A 21,412-nucleotide genomic window follows, 5' to 3' on the forward strand; every position below is an offset into this window, starting at 1 on the left:
TCCTCAGAACGAATAGTTGATGCCAGTGCCGATGGCGCTGATGGTGGTGCCGGCGCCCGGTGCGTAGCCGCTGGCGGCGTAAACGCCGGTCAGCGCGAAGTTGTAGTTGGCCAGGGACTGGTTTTTCAGGATCACGTACTGACCGAACAGGTCGGTGTTTTTGGTCAGCTTGTACGTAGCACCCACGGCGTACTGAGTGGCACCCATGCCGTGGGTGTCGCAGTCGATAGCCCGGGCAGCGATCATCGAGCACTCGCCCGGCAGCGCCTGGGCGTAACTGGCCCGCAACTGCCAGGCGCCGATGTTGTGCGTGACGCCGAGCAGATAGGCACGGCGGCGATATTTCGACAGGTCGCTGGAGGTGGTGCTGTTGTTGATCACGCCGTCTTCGGAATAGGACAAGTCATCGGCAATGGCCGACAGCTTGGTGTCGCCGAAGTCATAGGCCAGGCCGTAACGCACACTGAAATCATCCGAAGACGTGCCGTCAGTGACGTGGGTGGTGCTGCCGACGCCCCGGGCATTGCGTCCCAGCGAGGCGACGCCGAAATAATCGACGTGCCGTTCGGCAGCGACCACCGCGGTAAAGCCTCCATGGGTGTAGGTCAGGCTGCCGCCGTAGATATAGCCGTTGCCGACGTCTTCGGCTGAGCGGGTGCCGTTGTTGGAATACGCCAGTTTCAGTTGCAGGCCGTACCACTCCGGCGTCCAGTACTGCACGACGCCAGCCTGACGCCGGTTGAACGCGGCGTCATCGTTGTTCGATTCCTCGGCGGTGCCGGACGGCCCGTTGACGTTGGTGGCCAGGCTGGTGCTGAAGCCGGGCGAACCGATGATGTTGTAATACGCCGCACTGGTCTTGCCGTGGAACGGATCAAGACTGGTGGTGGCTTCTTTCATTGGCATGTCCCAGATGCCATACAGCAACGTACCGTACTGCCCGTTGTTGAACGCCGCGCCGGAGTTGCGCAGCTTGGTGCTCGGCGACGCCGACTGCACCACCGAAGGGTCGTCGCTGGCGGTGTAGTTGAGGGAAATGCCGTACTCGAGTTGCCACAACAGGTTCCAGTCATCGGTCAGCGCATAACCGCCATGTCCACCGACGTAGGAGACGTTGTCACGGGCCCGCCAGAAACTGGCCATGTTGCGTCCGTTGGGGGTGGCCAGTCGGCTCTGGTTGGCCGGCGCCGCGGCGGTCGCGCCGTGACGGTCGACGTATTCGGGGACGATGCCCAGTGAGCCGTAGAACACGGTCTGGGTTTCGGGCACTTCGAAATCCTCGCCCTTGGAACCCAGGTCGCTGGCCAACCCGGCGAATGCCTGAGGCGAACCGGAGATCGAGAACCACAGGCGCCGCGCCGCGCGATCGTCGCTGGTGGGGTTGTCGCCGGGCGAAAACGCCAGGCTGGCGTTCATCACCAGCTCGCGGTGATACAGGTTCACCCCCACGCCGTAGCCATAGCGGGTCAGGTCATTTTCGCTGTTGTCCCAGGGGTTCTTGTTGACGCGCACCTTGCCGCCGTCGGCGAACAATGCGCCCTCGGCAATCGCGCCGTGAAACGTGCCCAGGTATTTGCGCAATTCCACACGCCCCAGAATCCCCTCGTCCCCCGCCGCTTCGCCGACCGGATAGGCGCGCACGCCATTGGGTCCGCCGAGGCTGAGTTTTTCCGAGGAATCGAGGTTCTTGTCGGCCCATTGCCCGGCGATCGAGCCGTACAGCGAATAGCCGTAACCCAACGTCTGCAAACGACTGAACGAGGCGTTGGTTTTCTTGTAGGTGCCCGCGGCTTTTGCGGTGAAATCGTCCAGCGCTGCATCAGCAGCGGTGTTCTTGTCCAGGTCGCCGACACCGAAGGCCAGGCTCCACAGGTTGCTGCCCTGCCAACCGTCCCGCCAGTTGCCATACAGCGCGGCACTGCGAAACACCGCCGATTTTTTCACGGCAAAATCGCCGGCTTCGTCCTCGAAATGCCGGTGCTCTTCGGACAGGTTGAGACTGATGTTGGTGTCCCGCGAGCGCAGCAGCGAGCTGTTGAGGAATACCGAAGACACCTTGGCCGTGCCGTCGGCGTTGACCGCCTTGAGGTTCTTGCCGATCGCGTATTCCAGCTCAGCGTAATTGGCACCAATGGAAATCCCGCTGGCGCCCAAGGGTTGCTGAAAGCCAACCCCCTTGATCTCCAGCCCTTCGAATGAGTTCTGCGAGTTGACGGTAAAGGTTTCGCCGAAGCCGAACGCATCGTTGAGGCTGACGCTGGAGGTCAGCCGATTGGAACCGGTGAAGTAGTTGCCGTAGTTGTCGATGGCCGCTCGGGCAGTGAAGGCCGTCATCTCGTTGAGCTCGAGGACAATGTCCGCAGCACCCGGCTGTTGCGACGGCCGCAAGATCGCGCGCACCGCGACACCGGCGATGTCCGACAGGCGCAGCAGCACCCGCTCCAGGTCCTGTTCGCGAATGATCGTGCCCGGTTGCAAGGCATCGACGAAACGTTGCTGCATGCCGGGGCGCAAACGCACGTTCGGCCCTGGCATCGCGACGACCGTGCCGATCACGCCTTCCTGAATGCCAATGGTGACCTGGCCATCCTGGATTTCCTGGGCCGGCAGATACGCCCGGGCCACCAGATAACCGCGGGCCCGGTACAACTCGGTGATCTGCGCCGCCGCTTCGCGCAGGCCGTTGAGGTCCAGGACCCGTCGGGTATAAGGCTTGAGTTGCTCTTGCAACCGGGTGTCGCTGATTTCATGGTTGCCGCTGAAGGTGAAGCCTTTGACCTCAAGCTTTATCGATGAAGCCGTCGCATCGGCGCGGGGCTCGGGCTCGGCGTCCTGGCTGTCGATGCGCACGCTGCCAGGGGCTGCGGGCTGCACGCTTTCGGTCGGCCGCAGGGCCTCGCGGTTGCTATCGAACAGGGTGCCGGCGGACGGCAACGTATCGGCCTGGACCTGCGCAGCCATCAAGGCCGCCGCCAGGAACGTCAGGCGGCCAGGCCCGAAGGCTCGGGACGCCCGGGTAAACAGATCGTGTTTGTTCATACATCGCTCTTATTATTTTTATCGAGGACGTGAGTGTCCCGCCGCACAGCGGTGACGCATCAGCGTGCGTACTCAGGGGAAAATGATTCGGGCGACCTGTTCGTCACTGAACATTTGCGCTGCGCTGTGCCCCAGCCCCCGGATCAAGTGCTGTGGGTGATTGACCGGCGTCTGCCATTTTTTGCCGAGGAAGCGTTCGTAAGCGATGTAGACGAGTTGGCGTTCAACCCGTGTCTGGCCCTGGAAATTGGCGCCGCAGGAACTGTCCATCACCCGGCTGTTGGGGTTGTTGTCCTTTGCACCGACCAGATAGGTCACGTCACGCGCGGCGTAACGGGCAAACAGTTGCTGCGGCGACAGTTGCTGCGTCTGCACATACGCCGGGGCACCTTCCAGACCATAGCGATAGCGGCCATAGCTGGGGCATATCACGGTGGTCACCGGTGAGAACCCGCCGACCTGCAGGCGGTTGTCATCGAAATACAAGTAGCTCGATGGACTGGCGATGATGTACCGAATGTGCAGGCCACTGGATTTCAGCCCGGCATCGAGGTGATTGACCACCGCGTAGCGCTGCATCAGTTGTGCGCCGGCCGAATGGCTGACCATGACGATTTCTTTCAGGGCGGGGAAACGCTGGCGGTCAGACAGGTAGGCGACGAGGTCGTCCAGTACCTGGAAACCGGGAATACCGGTGCGGCCTGACTGCGATTCGAGGCCATGCATCCATTTGTCACGAGGCCACAGGGGCATGTCGTCAGCGACGTCGGGATCGGTCGGTGTCAGGAAGTTGGGGGCCAGCAACAGCGTCTGGTCGTCCGAAAGCCCGGCCTTGTCCAGCAGCTTGCGACCGGTTTCGAAGTAGCGGTCGGCATCACGCTGCACGCCGTGCAGGATCACCACGGCACGCTCGATGTGCTTGAGTGGCTGATACAGATCGGCGTTGGCGTAGACCCGGAAAGGATAGGCTTCCACGTCGCGGCCCAGACGCAATGTCTGGAATCTTTCGTCGACGCGCTTGCCCGCCACTTCGCCCTGGGCTTCGGAGACGGACGAAGAGGTGATCGCCCCGACCAGGGCCACCGTGCCCAGCACCGAGGCCATGGACTTTGTAAAGGTGAACGAGGCTTGCAGGCTTTTGAAAATACAGAACATGGCACCCTCTACGCTGATACTCCGAACGGTGTGGCATCGACTCGATGCCACTGTCCTTTCGTTGTGCGGCTGTTCGGAAACAGGATGGGCATGTGTTCGCGTCAAAGCGTTTTACGCCCCACCGACGGTGGGACCGCGAGGCCGCGAAGCCAGGCTCTTCTCTTGTTTTTTGCGAATCCTAACAGCGAGGGTGACCAATGAAAAATACGTTAAAAATCGATCTCGATACTTTAAAAATATCGAGATTGACCTGTTACAACACCAGCCGACGGTAGTCCGCCAGGACACTGCCCAGATAGGCGTTGAAACGACCCGCGGCGGCGCCATCGATCACACGATGATCCCAACTCAGGCTCAACGGCAGCATGTGGCGCGTGACCACCTGCCCACCCTCCAGCGCGAGTCGCTCCCGGCTTTTGCCCACCCCCAGGATGGCGACTTCAGGCGCATTGATGATCGGCGTGAAATACGTCCCGCCAATGCCGCCCAGGGACGAGATGGAAAAGCAGCCCCCACTCATCTCCGCAACGCTCAACTTGCCCTCCCGTGCCTTTTCAGCCAGCGCCGACATTTCCCGGGCAATCGCCAGCACACCTTTTTGATCGACGTCCTTGATGACAGGAACGACCAACCCTTGCGGCGTATCGGCGGCAAAGCCGATGTGGCAATAACGCTTCAACACCAGTTCGTCCCCCTTGAGGCTGGCATTGAACTCCGGGAATTTTTTCAGGGCGGCTGCGCAGGCTTTCATCAACAAGGCCAGCAACGTCAGCTTGACCCCGCTCTCTGCCTTTTCCTTGTTCACCTGCACGCGGAACTGTTCGAGCTGCGTGATATCCGCATCGTCATGATTGGTCACGTGGGGAATCATGACCCAGTTGCGATGCAGGTTGGCCCCGCTGATTTTGCGGATGCGCGAAAGTGCCCGGGTTTCCACCGGCCCGTATTGGGCAAAATCAACCACCGGCCAGGGCAGCAAGCCAGCCAACGGCCGGGCACTGGGTTCAGCTGCCGTGAGCGCGCCTTTCACATGGGCCGACACGTCCTCTTTGGTGATGCGATTGCGCAGCCCCGTCCCCTGAATGGCCATGAGCGAAACACCGAGCTCTCGAGAAAACTTGCGGACCGAGGGCGAGGCCAGCGGCAAGTGCGTCGGCGGGGCAACCACTTCGATGGGCGACGGTGCCTGCCGAGGTTCTGTGAGCGCTGCAACGGGTTCGATGATGGGAGCAGGTGCCGGTGAGCGCCCTTCACTTTCGATCAAGGCGATCGGCGATCCTTCGCTGACCTTGTCGTCCAGCCCGACCGTCAACGAGTGCAATACGCCCGTCGTTGGCGATGGAATTTCCATGGACGCCTTGTCTGTCTCGACAATGATCAAGGTCTGCCCTTCGAGCACCGCATCGCCGGCCTTGACCAGTATTTCTATGACACCGACGTCCTTGGCATCGCCAATGTCGGGCATTCGCACTTCATGCACATTCTTCATACGCGTTTCCTGAACATTCGACTCGAACTGAAGCACGGCTTCAAGCTTCCCAAGGCGCGACGGCGTCTACCTCAATGGCGTACCGCGCAATCGCCTCGGCGCACACACTGGCGTCGAGGCGCCCTTCCTGAACCAGTGACGTCAGCGCGCTCAAGACAATCTGATGGCGATCCACTTCGAAAAACGCGCGCAGCCTGCCGCGGGTGTCACTGCGGCCAAAACCGTCGGTGCCAAGCACGGTGTAGCGCGCCGGCAGATAACTCGCGATCAACTGGGGCAAGGCACGGACGTAATCGGTGCTGGCAATGATCGGCGCCGCATCGTTGAGCGATTCCTGTACGTGGCTGCGCCGCGCCGGTTGCCCGGGATGCAGGCGATTCCAGCGTTCCACTTCGCGGGCATCGCGGGCCAGTTCGGTGAAACTGGTGACGCTCCACACCTCGCTGTCGATGTTCCAGTCGCTGGCCAGCAACTCGGCCGCCGCGATCACTTCAAGCAGGATCGCGCCGGAACCCAGCAACTGGACGCTGCCCCGTGCATCCTCGACTTCATGCCGGGCGAACAGGTACATGCCTTTGATAATCGCCTGTTCGACACCGTCGGGCAGGTTGGGCTGCGGGTAGTTTTCGTTCATCAGCGTGACGTAATAGAACTCGTCGACCTGGCGCTCCAGCATCTGGCGCATGCCGTGATCGAGGATCACCGCAAACTCACCGGCGAACGCCGGATCGTAGGCACGGCAGTTCGGCACCATCGCCGCCATCAAGTGGCTGTTGCCGTCCTGGTGCTGCAGGCCTTCGCCACCCAGCGTGGTGCGACCCGCCGTGGCGCCGAGCAGGAACCCTCGCGCCCGCTGGTCAGCCGCCGCCCAGATCAGGTCGCCGACGCGCTGGAAGCCGAACATCGAGTAGTAGATGTAGAACGGCAGCATGGGCAGGCCATGCACCGAATAGCTGGTCGCCGCGGCGACCCAGGAACTGATCGCGCCGGCCTCGCTGATGCCCTCTTCGAGAATCTGGCCATCCAGGGCTTCCCGATAACTGAGGATCGAACCGATGTCCTCCGGTTCATAACGCTGGCCCACGCTGGAGTAGATGCCGATCTGTTTGAACAGGCTGGCCATGCCGAAGGTGCGCGCCTCATCGGCCACGATCGGCACGATGCGCGGTCCCAGTTGTTTGTCCCGGAGCAAACCGCTGAGCATCCGCACGAACGCCATGGTGGTGGACATTTCCTTGCCTTCAGCGGCAATGGCAAACCCTGCGTAGCTGCTGACGTCGGGCACGGCCAATGACGTCGACGTGACAGGCCGCGACGGCATGTACCCGCCCAAGGCACGGCGACGCTCATGCAGGTAACGCATTTCGGCACTGTCGTCGGCGGGTTTGAAGAAGCTCAGCGAAGCGGCCTGTTCATCGGTCAACGGCAAATTGAAGCGGTTACGGAAGGCGATCAAGGCGTCCTTGTCGAGTTTCTTCTGCTGGTGCACGGTCATCTTGCCCTGCCCGGCGTCGCCCATGCCGAAACCCTTCTTGGTCTGCGCCAGAATCACCGTGGGCTTTCTGCCTTCGCGCATGGCGCTGTGGTAGGCGGAAAAGATCTTCACCACGTCGTGCCCACCGCGTTTGAGGCGGTCGATCTGTTCATCGGTCAGCCCTTGGGCCAGATGCGCCAGGGCTTCGTTCTGGCCAAAGAACTGCTCGCGGTTGAAGCGCCCGTCTTTGGCGGCAAAGGTCTGGAACTGGCCGTCGACCGTGGCAGACAAGGCCTTGACCAGCGCGCCGTCGTGATCCCGGGCAAACAGGCCGTCCCAATCCGATCCCCAGACCAGTTTGATGACGTTCCAGCCCGCCCCGCCGAACAACGCCTCCAGTTCGTCGATGATGCGACCGTTGCCCCGCACCGGACCGTCCAGCCGTTGAAGGTTGCAGTTGACCACCCACACCAGATTATCCAGCCCTTCACGCGCCGCCAACGTCAGGGCCGACATGCTTTCCGGCTCATCCATTTCACCGTCGCCAAACACGCCCCAGACGGTGCGTCCGGTGGTGTCTTGCAAGCCGCGATGCTCCAGGTAGCGCATGAAGCGCGCCTGATAGATCGAGCTGATCGGGCCAATGCCCATCGAGCCGGTCGGGAACTGCCAGAAGTCCGGCATCAACCACGGGTGCGGGTAACTCGACAGCCCCCGGGCGCCTTGGGCGCGCGCGCCGATTTCCTGCCGGTAATGCTGCAGATCCTTTTCCTCGAGGCGACCTTCCAGAAAAGCCCGTGCATAAACGCCCGGCGCGGAGTGCGGCTGATAAAACACCAGATCACCGCCGCTGCTTTCGGTTCGCGCCTTGAAGAAGTGGTTGAAGCCCACCTCGAACAAATCGGCAGCGCTGGCATAACTGGCGATGTGGCCACCGAGCTCCCCATAGGCCTGGTTGGCCCGGGCCACCATGACCAGCGCATTCCAGCGCATGATCGAGGCCAGGCGTTCTTCCATCGCCAGATCACCGGGAAACACCGGCTGCTGCTCAACGCTGATGGTATTGATGTAGGGCGTGCCGTGGCGCGGCCGCCAGTTCATCTCGGCAGTGCTGGCCAGTGTCACCAGCATGTCCATGATCTGCGCGGCTTGCCCGGCACCACCATGGGCGATGACCGAGAGCAAGGCATCCCGCCATTCAGCGATTTCCTGGGCATCTTCAGCGGTCTGGCCCGGCAATTGGGCATGAATATCGGACGGGTTCATGGGCAACTCCTGCAGGTGTCGGGAAACACTTCAAGGTGGCGCGAATGGCTGGCTCGGGCGAGGTTTTTGACCTGTTCCACCGCCTCGATGATGAAACGTTCGGCCGAGACGACATTCGCCGTCTCGACCTGGATCAGCGCGACATTGTCAAAACAGCTGAAACCCTGGTGGATCAAGTCAATATGATCGCTATCAAGGCCGGACGCGATGACCACGATACGCGTACCGCTTGAAGGCTCGCGCATCCACTTCATGGCGTTATTACGACAGTCGGCAGTTTGGCTCATAGGCTTTGCCTTTCTTGTTGGGAGTGGTTGATTCGCTAAATGACGCAGCGCTCCTGCAGCACGCTTTTCGCCAGACTCCGGGTGGCCGATAAAACGTCTTCCACCTGTCGATCCATCGCCGCGTTGGAGGACGCTATTTCTCCCAGTTCGACGACGCGCAACGGGTGACCACAGACCGATCCCAGCCAGGTCAGGCCAGGGGCCGCGCCGACTTCGACGTCCAGTAAAAAGCTGCCTTTGGAAACGTAGCGCAGCAATTGGCTGGCATCACAGGCGTCGACCCGCGGTGACTGTTCGGGGTTGAACCCGACCCGCAACCAGTCGAGCATCAATTCCCTGGATTGCTTGACGGCCAGATAAGCCACCTGGTCCCAGTCGTCGATCGCCACGTGCAGCTTGTCGATCATGTATTTGGGCAACGCAGCACTGGTGACGATGACCACCCCGGCCTCGGCCGACGGCTCCTTGATCCAGACTGCGGATTGCGATGTCGCATGCATGGCGTTACTCCCGACGTTTGAACGGTCCGCTCCCCTGTGGGAACGAGCCTCTGTGGTGAGGGAGTTTTGTGGCGAGGGGATTTATCCCCGTTGATCTGCGAAGCGGCCCCCCGCGGTCTGCCAGGTACACCGCACACAATGGTTTTACGACTGCTGCGCAGCCGAACGGGGATAAATCCCCTCGCCAAAGAATCCCCTCACCACAGTGGATCGCTCCTACAGGTGGAGCACCGTCAGCCGTTGCGGAACAGGAAACTGTAGGCATTCAGCGCCGGCACCCCGCCCAGGTGCGCGTACAGCACTTTCGAGCCTTCAGGGAATTCGCCACGGCGGACCATCTCGATCATCCCGTGCATGGATTTGCCCTCATACACCGGGTCGGTCAGCACGCCTTCAAGACTCCCGCAAAGACGAATGGCCTCCAGCGTGCCTTCGTTCGGCAAACCGTATTCGGGATACGCGAAGCGCGTGTCGAGCACCACATCCTCGTCGGTGATTTCGCGGCCCAGTTCCACCAGTTCGGCAGTGTGCCGGGCGATACGCAAAATCTGCGCCCTGGTCTTTTCCGGTTTGGCCGAAGCATCGATACCGATGACGTTCTTCGAACGACCGTCGGCGGCGAAACCGACAACCATGCCCGCCTGGGTACTGCCGGTCACGGAGCACACCACGATGTAGTCGAATTTGAAGCCCAGTTCCTGTTCCTGCTGCCGGACTTCCTCGGCAAAACCGACGAAGCCGAGGCCGCCATAAGGATGCTCGGAACAACCCGCCGGAATCGGGAACGGTTTGCCGCCCCGCTCCACCACGTCGCTCATGGCCTTCTCCCAACTCGGTCGAATGCCGATGTCGAACCCGGCGGCGTCCAGTCGTACGTCGGCGCCCATGATGCGCGACATCTCGATATTGCCGACCCGGTCATACACGGCGTCGGAGTAGTTCACCCAGTTTTCCTGGACCAGCACACACTTCATGCCCAGGTGGGCAGCGACGGCCGCGACCTGACGGGTCTGGTTCGACTGGATACCGCCGATCGACACCAGCGTGTCGCAGCCCTGTTCGAGTGCTTCGGGAATCAGGTATTCGAGCTTGCGTGTCTTGTTGCCGCCGAAGGCCAGGCCGCTGTTGCAGTCTTCACGCTTGGCATACAGCTCGACCTTGCCGCCCAGGTGTTCACTGAGGCGTTTCAAGGGCGTAATGGGAGAAGGACCGAAGGTCAGCGGATAGCGTTTGAAACGATTCAGGTTCATGACTCTGCTCCTTGTTTATTGGATATCCAAGCGCCAGGCCGAAAGGCAAAAAAGGCTGCATTTCCAGGCTGTTTCAGGGCGGCTTCGATGAGTTCAATATTAAGAACAAAGCTGAAAATATGTGTTGCAAGTTTCAATCCATTAAAGAAACATCGCTCAACAGTTATCCCTTAAAACATACTTTTATTGTGCATAAATCACTATGAGCGCAACAAATAACCACAAGAAACCCGGCACTCCAGGTGCAGAGCCGCTCGCGCTGGACCGGACCGACCGCGCCATTCTCAAGACCCTGCAACGCGACGCCTCGATCTCCAATGTGGCGCTTGCCGAGAAGGTGAAACTGAGCGCGCCGGCCTGTCTGCGGCGAGTCGAACGCCTCAAGCAGGCGGGCCTGATCAAGGGCATTGTCGCGCTGCTGGACAATGACGCGCTGGACGCGGGAATGGTGGTGTTGATCGGCGTGGTGCTGGATCGCTCGACGCCGGAATCTTTCGCCGCTTTTGAAGCGGCGGCGCAAAAGGTGTCCGGCTGCATGGAGTGTCATGTAGTGACAGGGGAATTCGACTACTTCATGTTGATCCGCACCAAGGACAGCAACAGCTTCAACCGGCTGCATGCGGAGCAGTTGCTGTATTTGCCCGGGGTTCGGCAGATCCGTTCGTTCATGGGGTTGCGGCAGGTGTTGTCGACCACACACATCCCCATTTGAGGGTCAGATCAATCCGAGGGTCAGCGCCTTCAGTGTTGCTGCCGCACGGGTCGTGCACTGCAATTTGCGGAACACACTCTCGACATGAGTGCGCACCGTGCTCGGGCTGATGCCGAGCTGGCGCGCCACCTCCTTGTTGCTGCCGCCCATGCTGATGCGCTGCAGGATTTGCGTCTCGCGGTCGCTCAACGGGCTGGCGTTTCCCCTGGGCGCGACGGCGCTCTCGCCGCGAGCCGCCGCAATGACCGCCTGACAGGCCTGAGGGTCGAAACGCCCCAGCGCGGCTTCGTCGAGCAAGAGACGCTCGGCGTCACTGTCGCTGAAGGCCGCACGCCACGGCCGGTCGCAACGCAATGCCTGCCAGACCAGCGTGGCCGCCAGCAAACGCTGTTCGGCGGACAAGGCATCGCCCTCAAGGCCACGGAAGTAGCCACTGCCATCCAGCCGTTCATAGGCATTCGCCGCCAGCCGACCCGGCACCGACAGTTCAGGGATCTGGCCGCAGGTGCGCGACGTCCAGTAAGGCACCAGCCGTACCTGTTCGAGATCACCGTCCAGCAATACGCCGGGCGTGTTCCAGATTCGGTTGGGCACCGCCGCCCGGCCGACGCCATGAATCAGCGCCGCTTTCGCGGCCTGGTCGGCCGACGGGTCCGACAAGCCCCACAACCTCGCGGCCTCCCTGACCAGTTCTGCCGACCGGCGTGAGTAGCCCGCCAGCCAGGGCAGCTTGAGGTCGATCACATCCCCGACCAGCGTCAGCGCAACCTGCCTCTCGCTTCGATGCGGTTGCGAACGAACGTCTTGCGGCACGCGCAACGATTCCAGCCAGTCTTTGGCATTTAGCGCAAGTTCTGCGGCCAGCGATGCCGGGTAGCGACGATCGCCCTTGGTCGCGATCCATTCCAGTGCTGCATCCAGTCCGTGAACCCGGGAGAGGATTTCCAGATCACCGGCCAGCAGCACTTGATAGACCACCTCCGGCACTTCGGGATGGCGCAAGCCAAAGGGTTTGCCTTCCCCATCGAACTGCTCGAACACGTGTCGCAGCCCGTGTTCGACCGGCGCGCTCAGGCCAAGCGTGTGTGCGATATCGCCCGACACCTCGCAATGCACCACGGCCAACGGCGCCGATTTGCGCATCGCGCGCAGGCCTGCCGCGCCCAGTGTCTGGCTAAGCATGGCGTTGCGGCCCTCGACGTCATCGCCCAGCAAACGGGTGAAACCCTCGGCATTGGCCGTACACCCCGACCAGCGCAGCAACGCCACTTGCCGTGCGACCTCGGTGTGTTCACCGGCACCGTGACACGACTGCGCGAGCAACTGCACCAGGCGAGCCGTGCGGCGTGACTGGTCGAAGGGCTGGCCCATGCTCAGGTCCCCGACCATGGACAACGCCAGGATCGCACTCTCCAGCTCGATACCGTCACTCTCGCGCATGACTCTCCCCTTTCTTCGCATGATTTTTGGCCTGCCTCGGATAAACGACCGATACCGGACCGCCCCCGTATTCCTGAAACTGCGTCACACCAACCACAGGAGTTCCAACCATGTTCAAACCCAAGGCTATCGCCCTCGCACTCGCCATGACCACTTCATTGTTCGCCGTCGGCAGCCAGGCCGCCGCCCCGCAACCGTCGGTGGTGATCGTACACGGTGCTTTCGCCGACGGCTCCGACTGGGGCAAGGTTGTTCCGCTGCTGCAGGCCGAAGGTATCAAGGTTACCGTGGTGCAAAACCCGCTGACTTCCCTGGCCGATGACGTAGCCGCTACGCAACGCGTGTTGAACAATCAGGACAACGGCGTCGTGCTGGTCGGGCACTCCTGGGGCGGTACAGTCATCAGTCAGGCCGGTACTGACCAGAAAGTCCGTGGCCTGGTGTACGTCGCTGCGTTCGCCCCGGATGCGGGCCAGGCCAGCAAGGATCTGGGCAAAGACTTCCCGGCACCGCCCGGCGTGAAAGACATCGCCGCTGATAAAAACGGTTTTCTCTACATGACCCCCCAAGGCATGGCCACCGGCTTCGCCCAGGATCTTCCCGCCGCACAGACCGCCGTCATGGCCGCCACGCAGGGACCGATTCGCGCCTCGGCATTCGACGACAAAACCAGTGCCGCGGCCTGGAAGGGTAAACCGACCTGGTACGTCGTCGCCCGCGATGACCGCATGATCCAACCCGATCTGCAGCGTGCGTTTGCCAAAAAGTTGAAAGCGCAGGTCACCGAAGTCCAGGCCAGTCATGTGCCGCAGCAGTCGCGTCCGGCTGACGTGGCCAAGGTCATCATCCAGGCGGTGCACGAGACTCAGGACAAGACCGCGGAAGTGACGGATGCAACACAGCAGTCTTACGGGCCGCAAAACACCAGGAACGGGGTTTGAGCAGGCCACTTTAACGCACAAAAAAAAGCCGCGAATATCGCGGCTTTCTCGTTCTCAGCGTGCAGTTTTTTCCAGCGTCCAGCCCAGCACATCCAAGGCATCACAGCCGTCCTGGACGAGCATGTGTGCGGCGTTGGCGAAATGCTCCAGGTCATGCCCCTCGGCTTCTCTGACGCAAAGGCAGGAAACACTGTTGAGCAGATTACGCGCAGCTTTTAGTCGGTGGACGGCGGTTTCAAGAAGATCGGAAGCGCGGGCTTCGGTGTCGATGTACAGCGTCGGGCCGACGCTGAAGTTGCCTTGGAGCGGGTGGAATTTAGGCATGGCGTGAATCTCATCTGATAAGTGAAGCTCCCACCCTTTCGCGGCTAAACGAATTTGGGTGGTAGCTATGCGCGGGTTAGCCGACCGGACAGATGAACCCGGCACACCCGAAGGTGTCCCACGCACAGCCACCATAGACATGTAGATTCTAGGCAGCAAAAAACGCCGCGATTATACGGGCGCTTGTGCATCATCTGATACGACCGGCTAAAGTCGATCACCGATTCGTCGGCGACGGGCGAACTATAGGCGAGCCTTAAGCGAAGAAAAACCCGGTTTATGCGTCTCGGAGACGTCCTACACCTTTCTCGGAAATGCCTCGTTCCTCGATTTTTCTCCCTCGTGGATAGATCAAACTTCTTTTAGAACGTCACGGACCGGCCAGTGCACAAAATCCACAAGATGCCCTCGTCGAACAAAAAAAAGGCGCGTACCTCGCGGCGCGCGCCTTCTATCATCTGCGTGAGTTTTGCAACACTGAGTCAAGCCCAGGTTTTCATTGCCCCTGTTTGGCCGCCACCACACGCCACACCTTGTTACCGACATCATCGGCCACCAGCAACGCACCACCCTGATCAAGCGCCACACCCACAGGACGCCCTTGCGCTTCGCCATCGGCATTGAGGAAACCGGTGAGAAAATCCACCGGCACGCCTGACGGCTTGCCGTCGCTGAACGGGATGAACACCACTTTATAGCCAGCCTGCGGATTGCGGTTCCACGAGCCGTGTTCGCCGATAAACACGCCATTGGCGAAACCGGCCGGCATCGCGCGGGCGTCGGAGAATGCCAGGCCCAGCGGTGCGACGTGGGTGCCCAGCGCGTAATCCGGGGAGATGGCCTGAGCCACCTTGTCCGGGCGCGGCGGTTCTACGCGGGTGTCGACGTGGTTGCCGTAGTAACTCCATGGCCAGCCGTAGAACGCACCGTCTTTCACCGAGGTCAGGTAATCCGGCACCAGGTCGCTGCCGATTTCGTCACGCTCGTTGACCACAGTCCACAACTCATTCGAACCCGGCTTCCAGGCCAGTCCGTTGGGGTTGCGCAGGCCGCTGGCGAACAGGCGCTTGTCGGCGCTTTTAACGTCGACTTCCCAAATCGCCGCGCGACCTTCTTCGGCATCGAGACCGTTTTCACCGACGTTGCTGTTGGAACCCACCGTCACGTAAAGCTTGGTGCCCTCGGGATTGGCGAGAACGTTTTTGGTCCAGTGGTGGTTGATGCCGGCGGGCAAGTCGGTGACTTTTACCGGCGTCGCGCTGATTTCGGTTTGCCCCGTGGTGTAAGGCACCTTGACCACGGCATCGGCGTTGGCGATGAACAGCTCGTTACCCACCAACGCCATGCCGAATGGCGAGGTCAGCCCGCTCATGAAGACCGTGCGGGTTTCAGCGTGACCGTCGCCGTCGGCATCGCGCAATAGGGTGATGCGATTGGCGCTGGGCACATCGGCGCCGACCCGTCCCATCACGATGCCCATCGCCGTGCGTTTCGCCCAGGCCAGCGGGCCGCTACCGCCGTCCGTCGCACCTTCGGGCATCGGCGGGTGATTGCTTTCGGCGACCAACACATCACCGTTGGGCAGCAGATAGATCCAGCGCGGATGGTCGAGATCGTCCGCCAGGGCAGTCACCTTGAATCCGGCAGGCGCCTTGGGCATGTCACTGCCCGACCAACCGACCGCCTTGGACACCTTCAACGTGGGAATCAGCGAAGTGGTGGGTTCAGGCAACTGCGGCGACGGGCCGACGCTGGCCTGGGGCGGCAGTTTGGACGATTCACCACAAGCGGTGAGCAACGCGGCAGTGGTCATCAACAGCGCCAGTCGGCGGGAAACAGTCATGGTTCGAACCTCGCAATGGCCATCCGTGGGCCAATTCAGGAAAAGGCAAAATCCCGTCGAGTATCGCGGGGCGGATTCGTTTCAAACACCGCACTCGCCACAAATCAATTTTGCCTGAATCGCACGAATGCACGCCCTCAATGCCGGGCACTATCCCAACCACCGGTTCTAGGCAGGATTCAACAACGCCTCGCGCAACAACCTGGCCGCCGGCGAGTCCGGCACGCCTTTGCGCGACACCAGTTCATAGGGTTCGCTGCGGGAGGTGATGGGCAGCGGCAGCGTGGTGGTGAAGCCGTAGCCGGAGCAGAACTTCGCCACGTCGGTCGACACCAGCGCGACGAGGGTCGGGTTTTCCTGAAGCAGCGACAAGGTGGCGAAGGCCGAAGTGGTTTCCAGCAGGTGCACCGGAAAACGCAGGTCGGCCTCGTGAAATTCCCGCTCCAGCAACAACCGCATCGGCATGTTGGCGCGATAGACGACCCAGCGGTAATCCACCAGGTCCTTCAGCGATAACTGCCGGGCATAGGCGAACGGATGTTGGGTGCTGGCGATCACGGCCAGGGTTTCCTCGACGAAGGTCGAGCTCTCGTACAAGTACGGAGTGGTGCTGATGGTGGTACGGCAGATCGCCAGATCCAGACGCCCGGCGTCGAGCTGGCTGAGCAGCGCGGCGCTGGTGTCCTCGACGATCTCGATGGACAGCTTCGGGTTGTCGGCAATCACCCGGCTGATCGCCGTGGTCAGTAGCGGCACGGCGCCCATGATGGTGCCGACCGACACGCGCCCGCCCTCGCCGCTCATGATGCCGATGATCTCTTCGCGCAGGTGCGCGAGGTCGGTCTGGATCAACCGCGCGTACCGGATGACCGAGCGCCCGGCATCGTTCGGTTCAAGCCCGCGGTTAGTGCGGGTGAACAGCGAGGTGCCAAAGGTGGTTTCAATTTCCTGCAGTGCCTTGCTTGCGCCGGGCTGGGTCAGCGCGACCTGCTTGGCCGCGCCCAGCAAGGAGCCGTGCTCATCCAGGGCGATCAGCAAACGGAGCTGCTTGATGTGCAGGCGGGACATGATCGAGTTCAGTGAGGGCGTCATCAGGGTTAACTAAAAGTTATAGAGGTATCGAAAGTTGTCAGTATCGAGGCTGGCCAGGACGGCCCTATAGTCCACCCCACAACCAGGCAATGCAACGGGTTTGACCAGAGAGCGAAGGCCCTCCCGCCCAAGACCGGTTGCAACAATAACAATCCTGTATAACTTGTGGTGAATCATGTCACTCATCAATTACGTCACCAAAATCCAGTTCGGCTATGACAGCCTGCAGCACCTGGCGGCCGAAGCCGAGCGCGCCGGCATCACCCGGCCGCTGATCGTCACCGACGTCGGCGTGCGCAATGCCGGCATCGTCGACAAAGTCATTGCCGCCCTTGGTGGTCTGCCTCCAGCGATTTTCGACGCCACCCCACCCAACCCGAACGAACACGCCGTGCGTGAAGCTGTCGCGCATTACCACCGCGGCGAGTGCAACGGCATCATCGCGGTGGGCGGCGGTTCTTCGATCGATCTGGCCAAGGGCGTTGCGGTCTGCGCCACCCACGACGGTCCTCTGCACAGCTTTGCGGTGATCGAAGGCGGACTGGACCGCATCACTTCCGCTACCGCACCGCTGATCGCAATTCCGACCACGGCGGGCACCGGCAGCGAAGTCGGCCGCGGCGCCATCCTGATCCTCGACGACGGTCGCAAGGTCGGCGTCATCTCGCCGTATGTCGTGCCTCGCGTGGCCATCTGCGATCCGGAACTGACCCTGGGTCTGCCGCCCATGCTGACCGCCGCCACCGGCATGGACGCGATCGCCCATTGCATCGAAACCTTCATGGCGCCGGCGTTCAACCCCGCCGCCGACGGCATCGCCCTCGACGGTCTGTGGCGCGCCTGGGAACACATCGAACGCGCCACTGCCGAACCCGGCGATCGCGAAGCGCGGATGAACATGATGAGCGCGTCCATGCAAGGCGCGCTGGCCTTTCAAAAGGGTCTGGGCTGCGTGCACAGCCTGTCCCACGCCTTGGGCGGCATCAATCCGAAACTTCACCACGGCACCTTGAACGCGATTTTTCTACCGGCGGTCGTGCACTTCAATGCCAACGCTCCGACCGTCCGTGACGAGCGCAAACTGGAACGTCTGCGCCACGCCATGGGCCTCGGGGCCGACGCGAACATCGGTGCGGCCATCGAAGACATGACCCGACGCCTGGGCCTGCCCACCCGCCTGAGTGAGATCGGTGTCGATGAGAGCCTGTTCGCCGGCATCGTCGAGGGCGCGCTGCACGACCACAGCCACAAGACCAACCCGCGCGAAGCCTCGTCTGCGGACTACCTGTCGATGCTCGAACAATCGCTGTAAGCAGCCGCTATCCAACAACAATAAATCAGGAGGCAACCGCGTCTTCGGCCGAGCCGACGCCAGCGGAACAATCATGAAGCCCACCGTCCTTATCGAACGGCAAGACGCCATTGCCATCGTCACCCTCAGCCACCCGGGGAAGATGAACGCCCTGACCCTGTCCATGTGGCAGGACCTGGGTGACGTCATGACCGAATTGTCCGCCGACCTCAGCGTGCGCTGCGTGGTGTTGCGCGGCGCGGGTGAACAGGCCTTTGCCGCCGGCGCCGATGTCGGCGAGTTTCCGGCCGTGCGCGCCAACCAGGCGCAAGCCCGAATCTATGCCGACGTCACCTCGAAGGCGATGCGCGCGGTTGTCGACTGCCCGCACCCGGTGATCGCGATGATCCACGGCGTGTGCGTCGGTGGCGGCCTGGAAATCGCTGCACTCTGCGACCTGCGCATCTGCGGCACGTCCAGCCGCTTCGGTGCGCCGGTCGGCAAGCTCGGGCTGGTCATGTCCTATGACGAAATGGCCGGGCTCGTTGCGCTGGCCGGTCGTTCGACGACCCTGGAGATTCTTCTGGAAGGCCGGATTCTCGACGCTAACGACGCCTACGTGAAAAACCTCGTGACCCGCGTCGTGCCCGATGCCGAGGTCGAGTCCGAAACCCTCGCCACCGCCAAACGCATCATCAATGGCGCGCCCCTCGTTGCTCGCTGGCATCGCCAGGCGGCGCGACAACTGGAAGCCGGCGTCGCCCCCACCGTCGAACAGATCGACAGCAGTTACTCCTGCTACGACACCGACGATTTTCAGACCGGACTGAACGCTTTCATCGCGAAAGCCAAACCACAATTCGAGGGTAAATAACATGGGACCGCTAACAGGAATGCGCGTGGTAGAACTGGCTCACATCATGTCCGGACCGGTGTGCGGCATGATGCTGGCCGACATGGGCGCTGACGTGGTGAAGGTCGAGAAAGTCCCGGACGGTGATGATTCGCGCCGCTTCTCGCCGATCATGGCCAGCGGCGAATCCGCTTCGTTCATGGTGGTCAACCGCAACAAGCGCGGCATCGGCCTGAACCTGAAAACCGAGGGTGGGCGCGACGTGCTGCGCCGCCTGCTGATGGACGCCGATGTGGTCACGGAAAACTACCGCGCCGGCACCATGGAGAAATTCGGCCTGGGGTACGACACCCTGAAAACCCTCAACCCTGGCCTGATTTACTGCGCTATCTCCGGTTACGGGCGCAGCGGGCCATTCGGCGAGAAAGGCGGTTTCGACCTGATCGCCCAAGGCATGAGCGGCATGATGAGCATGACCGGTGAAGCCGGGCGTGAACCGGTCAAGGCCGGCTCGCCGGTGGCCGACATCAACTCCGGCATCCTTGCCGCCCTCGGCATCGCCGCCGCCTACGCCGCCAAGCAGAAAACCGGGCTCGGGCAGATGGTCGACACGTCGTTGTTCGAAGCCGGCCTGCAACAGATGTACTGGCCGGCCGCGGCGTATTTCGCCGATGGCACCATCCTGCCGAAGATGGGCTCGGCCAATTCCACCAGCGCGCCGTACCAGGTGTTCCGCACGGCGGATGGCTGGATCAATATCGGCGCCGCCAACCAGGCCAATTACGAACGACTGGTCGAAGCGCTGGCCGTGCCGCAACTCAAGGCCGATCCTCGCTTCGCCAGCAACGCGTTGCGCATGGAGCATCGCCTGGCCCTGGTGGAAATCCTCAATGAAGTCCTGGTCGCGCGCACCACGGATGAATGGATGGTGTTGTTCGACAGCCTCGGCCTGCCTGCCGGGCCGGTCCTCGACATTGCCGCCGCCCTCGCCCACCCACAAACCAAGGCTCGCGGCATGGTCGTCGAGACCGAACACCCTACCGAAGGCCGGGTGCGCGGCATGGGCCTGCCGATTCACTTCTCCGACATGGACAACGCCCCACCCGCCACCAGCCGCCCCGCGCCGCTGCTCGGCGAACACACTCGTGAAGTGCTGAAGGAAAGCGGTTTTGCGGAGGATGAAATCGACGAGTTGATTCGAAGCCAGGCAGTGGTGGCCCTGGCGTAACGCAAAAACCCTGTGGGAGCGGGCTTGCTCGCGAATGCGGTGTGCCAGGCAACATATCCATTAGCTGACACACCGCTTTCGCGAGCAAGCCCGCTCCCACAAGGAGCAGCGTTTGCTTAACGGATTCGCTGTTTTTTCAGAACAACTACAACAAAAACAAGAAGGTGAACATCATGAGCCGTATCTTGACCGAGTCTGTCAGCCGCCGATCATTTCTAGTGTCTGCCGGCGTCACCGTGGGTGGTGCATTTGCCGCCAACCTGCTGCCCTCCGGCGTCTTCGCCGCGACCAAACCCATCGTGCTGCGCTACACCAGCAGCCTGCCGGACACCCATCCGCTGAATATCCAGATGAAAGCAGCCTCACTCGCGATCAAGGCCGAAACCAACGGCGCGGTGGACTTGCAGGTGTACGCCAACGGCGCCATGGGCGGCGACACTGACATGCTGTCCCAGGTGCGTGCCGGGGCGATCGATTTCATTCCGTTGCCCGGCGCGATTCTCTCGACACTGGTACCGGCCATGTCGATCGAAAGCATGCCGTTCGCGTTCAAGGATTACGACAGTGTCTGGGCCGCCCTGGACGGCAAACTGGGCGAGCACGTACGGGCCAAGACCGAGAAAGTCGGCCTGATCCCGATGGAAAAAGTCTGGAACAACGGCTTCCGCCAGATCACCAGCTCGACGCGACCCATCAACACCCCGCAAGACCTCGCCGGCTTCAAGTTGCGCGTACTGGTCAGCCCGTTGTGGACCTCGATGTTCAGCGCCCTCGGCGCCTCGCCGACCGGCATCAGCATCAACGAAACCTACTCGGCGTTGCAGACCAAAGTAGTCGACGGCCAGGAAAACCCGTTGGTGGTGGTCGAGTCCGCACGCTTCTATGAAGTGCAGAAATACTGCTCGATGACCGACCACATCTGGGGCGGTTTCTGGATCGTCGCCTCGGGCAAGACCTTCCCGAAACTGCCCGCCGACATACAGGAAATCGTCTCCCGGCAGATCAACGCCGCCGCGCTGGTCCAGCGCCAACAGGTGATCGATCTCAACGCCAGCCTGGAACCGTCGCTGACCGCCCACGGCATCACCTTCAACAAAGTCGACCGTTCATTGTTCAGGGCGGACCTGCAGTCAAAAGGCTTCTACACCCAATGGAAGGAAAAGTACGGCCCGGAAGCCTGGAGCTTGCTTGAGCAATACGCAGGTCAACTGTCCTAAGCCGGAGACAA

Annotated in this window: 17 protein-coding genes; 6 read left to right on the top strand and 11 right to left on the bottom strand. The window is 61.5% G+C overall.

Translation table 11 applies throughout. The features are described 5' to 3' along the window. Nucleotides 1–3: 3 nt before the first annotated feature. The 7 genes from J2Y86_RS05790 to J2Y86_RS05820 form a co-directional block, all read right to left on the bottom strand. Entirely contained in the window at nt 4–3,039 is a 3,036-nt protein-coding gene (locus tag J2Y86_RS05790) for a porin (RefSeq protein ID WP_253428767.1), read from the bottom strand. Between the two features lie 72 nt (nt 3,040–3,111). Continuing rightward, nucleotides 3,112–4,194 carry a hypothetical protein gene (locus J2Y86_RS05795; RefSeq protein WP_253428768.1) on the bottom strand — a complete coding sequence of 361 codons (1,083 nt, stop codon included), beginning with the start codon at nt 4,192–4,194 and terminating at the stop codon, nt 3,112–3,114. A gap of 253 nt (nt 4,195–4,447) precedes the next feature. Beyond that, on the bottom strand, nt 4,448–5,683 hold the full coding sequence (locus J2Y86_RS05800) for a dihydrolipoyllysine-residue acetyltransferase (protein WP_253428769.1): 1,236 nt from the start codon (nt 5,681–5,683) through the stop codon (nt 4,448–4,450). Between the two features lie 40 nt (nt 5,684–5,723). Further along, nucleotides 5,724–8,423, bottom strand: coding sequence for an alpha-ketoglutarate dehydrogenase (gene mdeB / locus J2Y86_RS05805; protein ID WP_253428770.1), 2,700 nt, complete (start codon nt 8,421–8,423; stop codon nt 5,724–5,726). Beyond that, complete coding sequence (locus J2Y86_RS05810; protein ID WP_253428771.1) at nt 8,420–8,710, bottom strand: transposase; 291 nt, start codon at nt 8,708–8,710, stop codon at nt 8,420–8,422. Before J2Y86_RS05810 ends, mdeB begins: the two co-directional genes overlap by 4 nt. Nucleotides 8,711–8,745: 35 nt before the next feature. Next, nucleotides 8,746–9,210, bottom strand: a complete 465-nt coding sequence (locus J2Y86_RS05815) for a transketolase (RefSeq protein ID WP_253428772.1) — start codon at nt 9,208–9,210, stop codon at nt 8,746–8,748. 233 nt (nt 9,211–9,443) lie between these two features. Then, complete coding sequence (locus J2Y86_RS05820) at nt 9,444–10,460, bottom strand: 1-aminocyclopropane-1-carboxylate deaminase (RefSeq protein ID WP_253428773.1); 1,017 nt, start codon at nt 10,458–10,460, stop codon at nt 9,444–9,446. A 202-nt stretch (nt 10,461–10,662) separates the two neighbouring features. On the opposite strand from J2Y86_RS05820, the gene J2Y86_RS05825 reads away from it, so the two are divergent. After that, nucleotides 10,663–11,172: an Lrp/AsnC family transcriptional regulator gene (locus tag J2Y86_RS05825; protein ID WP_253428774.1), complete on the top strand. Its 510-nt coding sequence runs from the start codon at nt 10,663–10,665 to the stop codon at nt 11,170–11,172. Nucleotides 11,173–11,175: 3 nt separating this feature from the next. Here the strand turns inward: J2Y86_RS05825 and J2Y86_RS05830 are convergent, their stop codons facing one another. Further along, nucleotides 11,176–12,612 carry an HD domain-containing phosphohydrolase gene (locus tag J2Y86_RS05830; protein WP_253428775.1) on the bottom strand — a complete coding sequence of 479 codons (1,437 nt, stop codon included), beginning with the start codon at nt 12,610–12,612 and terminating at the stop codon, nt 11,176–11,178. A gap of 110 nt (nt 12,613–12,722) precedes the next feature. Here J2Y86_RS05830 and J2Y86_RS05835 point away from each other — a divergent pair, with 110 nt between their 5' ends. After that, nucleotides 12,723–13,553, top strand: coding sequence for an alpha/beta hydrolase (locus J2Y86_RS05835; protein ID WP_253428776.1), 831 nt, complete (start codon nt 12,723–12,725; stop codon nt 13,551–13,553). A 54-nt stretch (nt 13,554–13,607) separates the two neighbouring features. Here J2Y86_RS05835 and J2Y86_RS05840 read toward each other — a convergent pair whose 3' ends face one another. From J2Y86_RS05840 to J2Y86_RS05850, 3 genes are all read right to left on the bottom strand, one after another. Next, a complete protein-coding gene (locus J2Y86_RS05840; protein WP_253428777.1) occupies nt 13,608–13,877 on the bottom strand; it encodes a hypothetical protein in 270 nt (89 codons plus the stop codon). A 496-nt stretch (nt 13,878–14,373) separates the two neighbouring features. Further along, complete coding sequence (locus J2Y86_RS05845; protein ID WP_253428778.1) at nt 14,374–15,720, bottom strand: PQQ-dependent sugar dehydrogenase; 1,347 nt, start codon at nt 15,718–15,720, stop codon at nt 14,374–14,376. Between the two features lie 168 nt (nt 15,721–15,888). Further along, the gene (locus J2Y86_RS05850) at nt 15,889–16,812 is read right to left on the bottom strand and encodes a LysR family transcriptional regulator (RefSeq protein WP_253428779.1); all 924 of its coding nucleotides are present in this window, start codon (nt 16,810–16,812) and stop codon (nt 15,889–15,891) included. A 175-nt stretch (nt 16,813–16,987) separates the two neighbouring features. Here J2Y86_RS05850 and J2Y86_RS05855 point away from each other — a divergent pair, with 175 nt between their 5' ends. The 4 genes from J2Y86_RS05855 (at nt 16,988) to J2Y86_RS05870 (ending at nt 21,401) form a co-directional block, all read left to right on the top strand. Next, the gene (locus J2Y86_RS05855; protein ID WP_253428780.1) at nt 16,988–18,124 is read left to right on the top strand and encodes an iron-containing alcohol dehydrogenase; all 1,137 of its coding nucleotides are present in this window, start codon (nt 16,988–16,990) and stop codon (nt 18,122–18,124) included. Between the two features lie 73 nt (nt 18,125–18,197). Further along, on the top strand, nt 18,198–18,977 hold the full coding sequence (locus tag J2Y86_RS05860; protein WP_253428781.1) for an enoyl-CoA hydratase-related protein: 780 nt from the start codon (nt 18,198–18,200) through the stop codon (nt 18,975–18,977). Nucleotide 18,978: 1 nt separating this feature from the next. After that, nucleotides 18,979–20,184: a CaiB/BaiF CoA transferase family protein gene (locus J2Y86_RS05865; protein ID WP_253428782.1), complete on the top strand. Its 1,206-nt coding sequence runs from the start codon at nt 18,979–18,981 to the stop codon at nt 20,182–20,184. Between the two features lie 173 nt (nt 20,185–20,357). Beyond that, nucleotides 20,358–21,401, top strand: a complete 1,044-nt coding sequence (locus J2Y86_RS05870; RefSeq protein WP_253428783.1) for a TRAP transporter substrate-binding protein — start codon at nt 20,358–20,360, stop codon at nt 21,399–21,401. The last annotated feature ends 11 nt before the right edge of the window (nt 21,402–21,412 follow it).

The organism is Pseudomonas migulae (genome assembly GCF_024169315.1).
Lineage (GTDB): Bacteria > Pseudomonadota > Gammaproteobacteria > Pseudomonadales > Pseudomonadaceae > Aquipseudomonas > Aquipseudomonas migulae_B.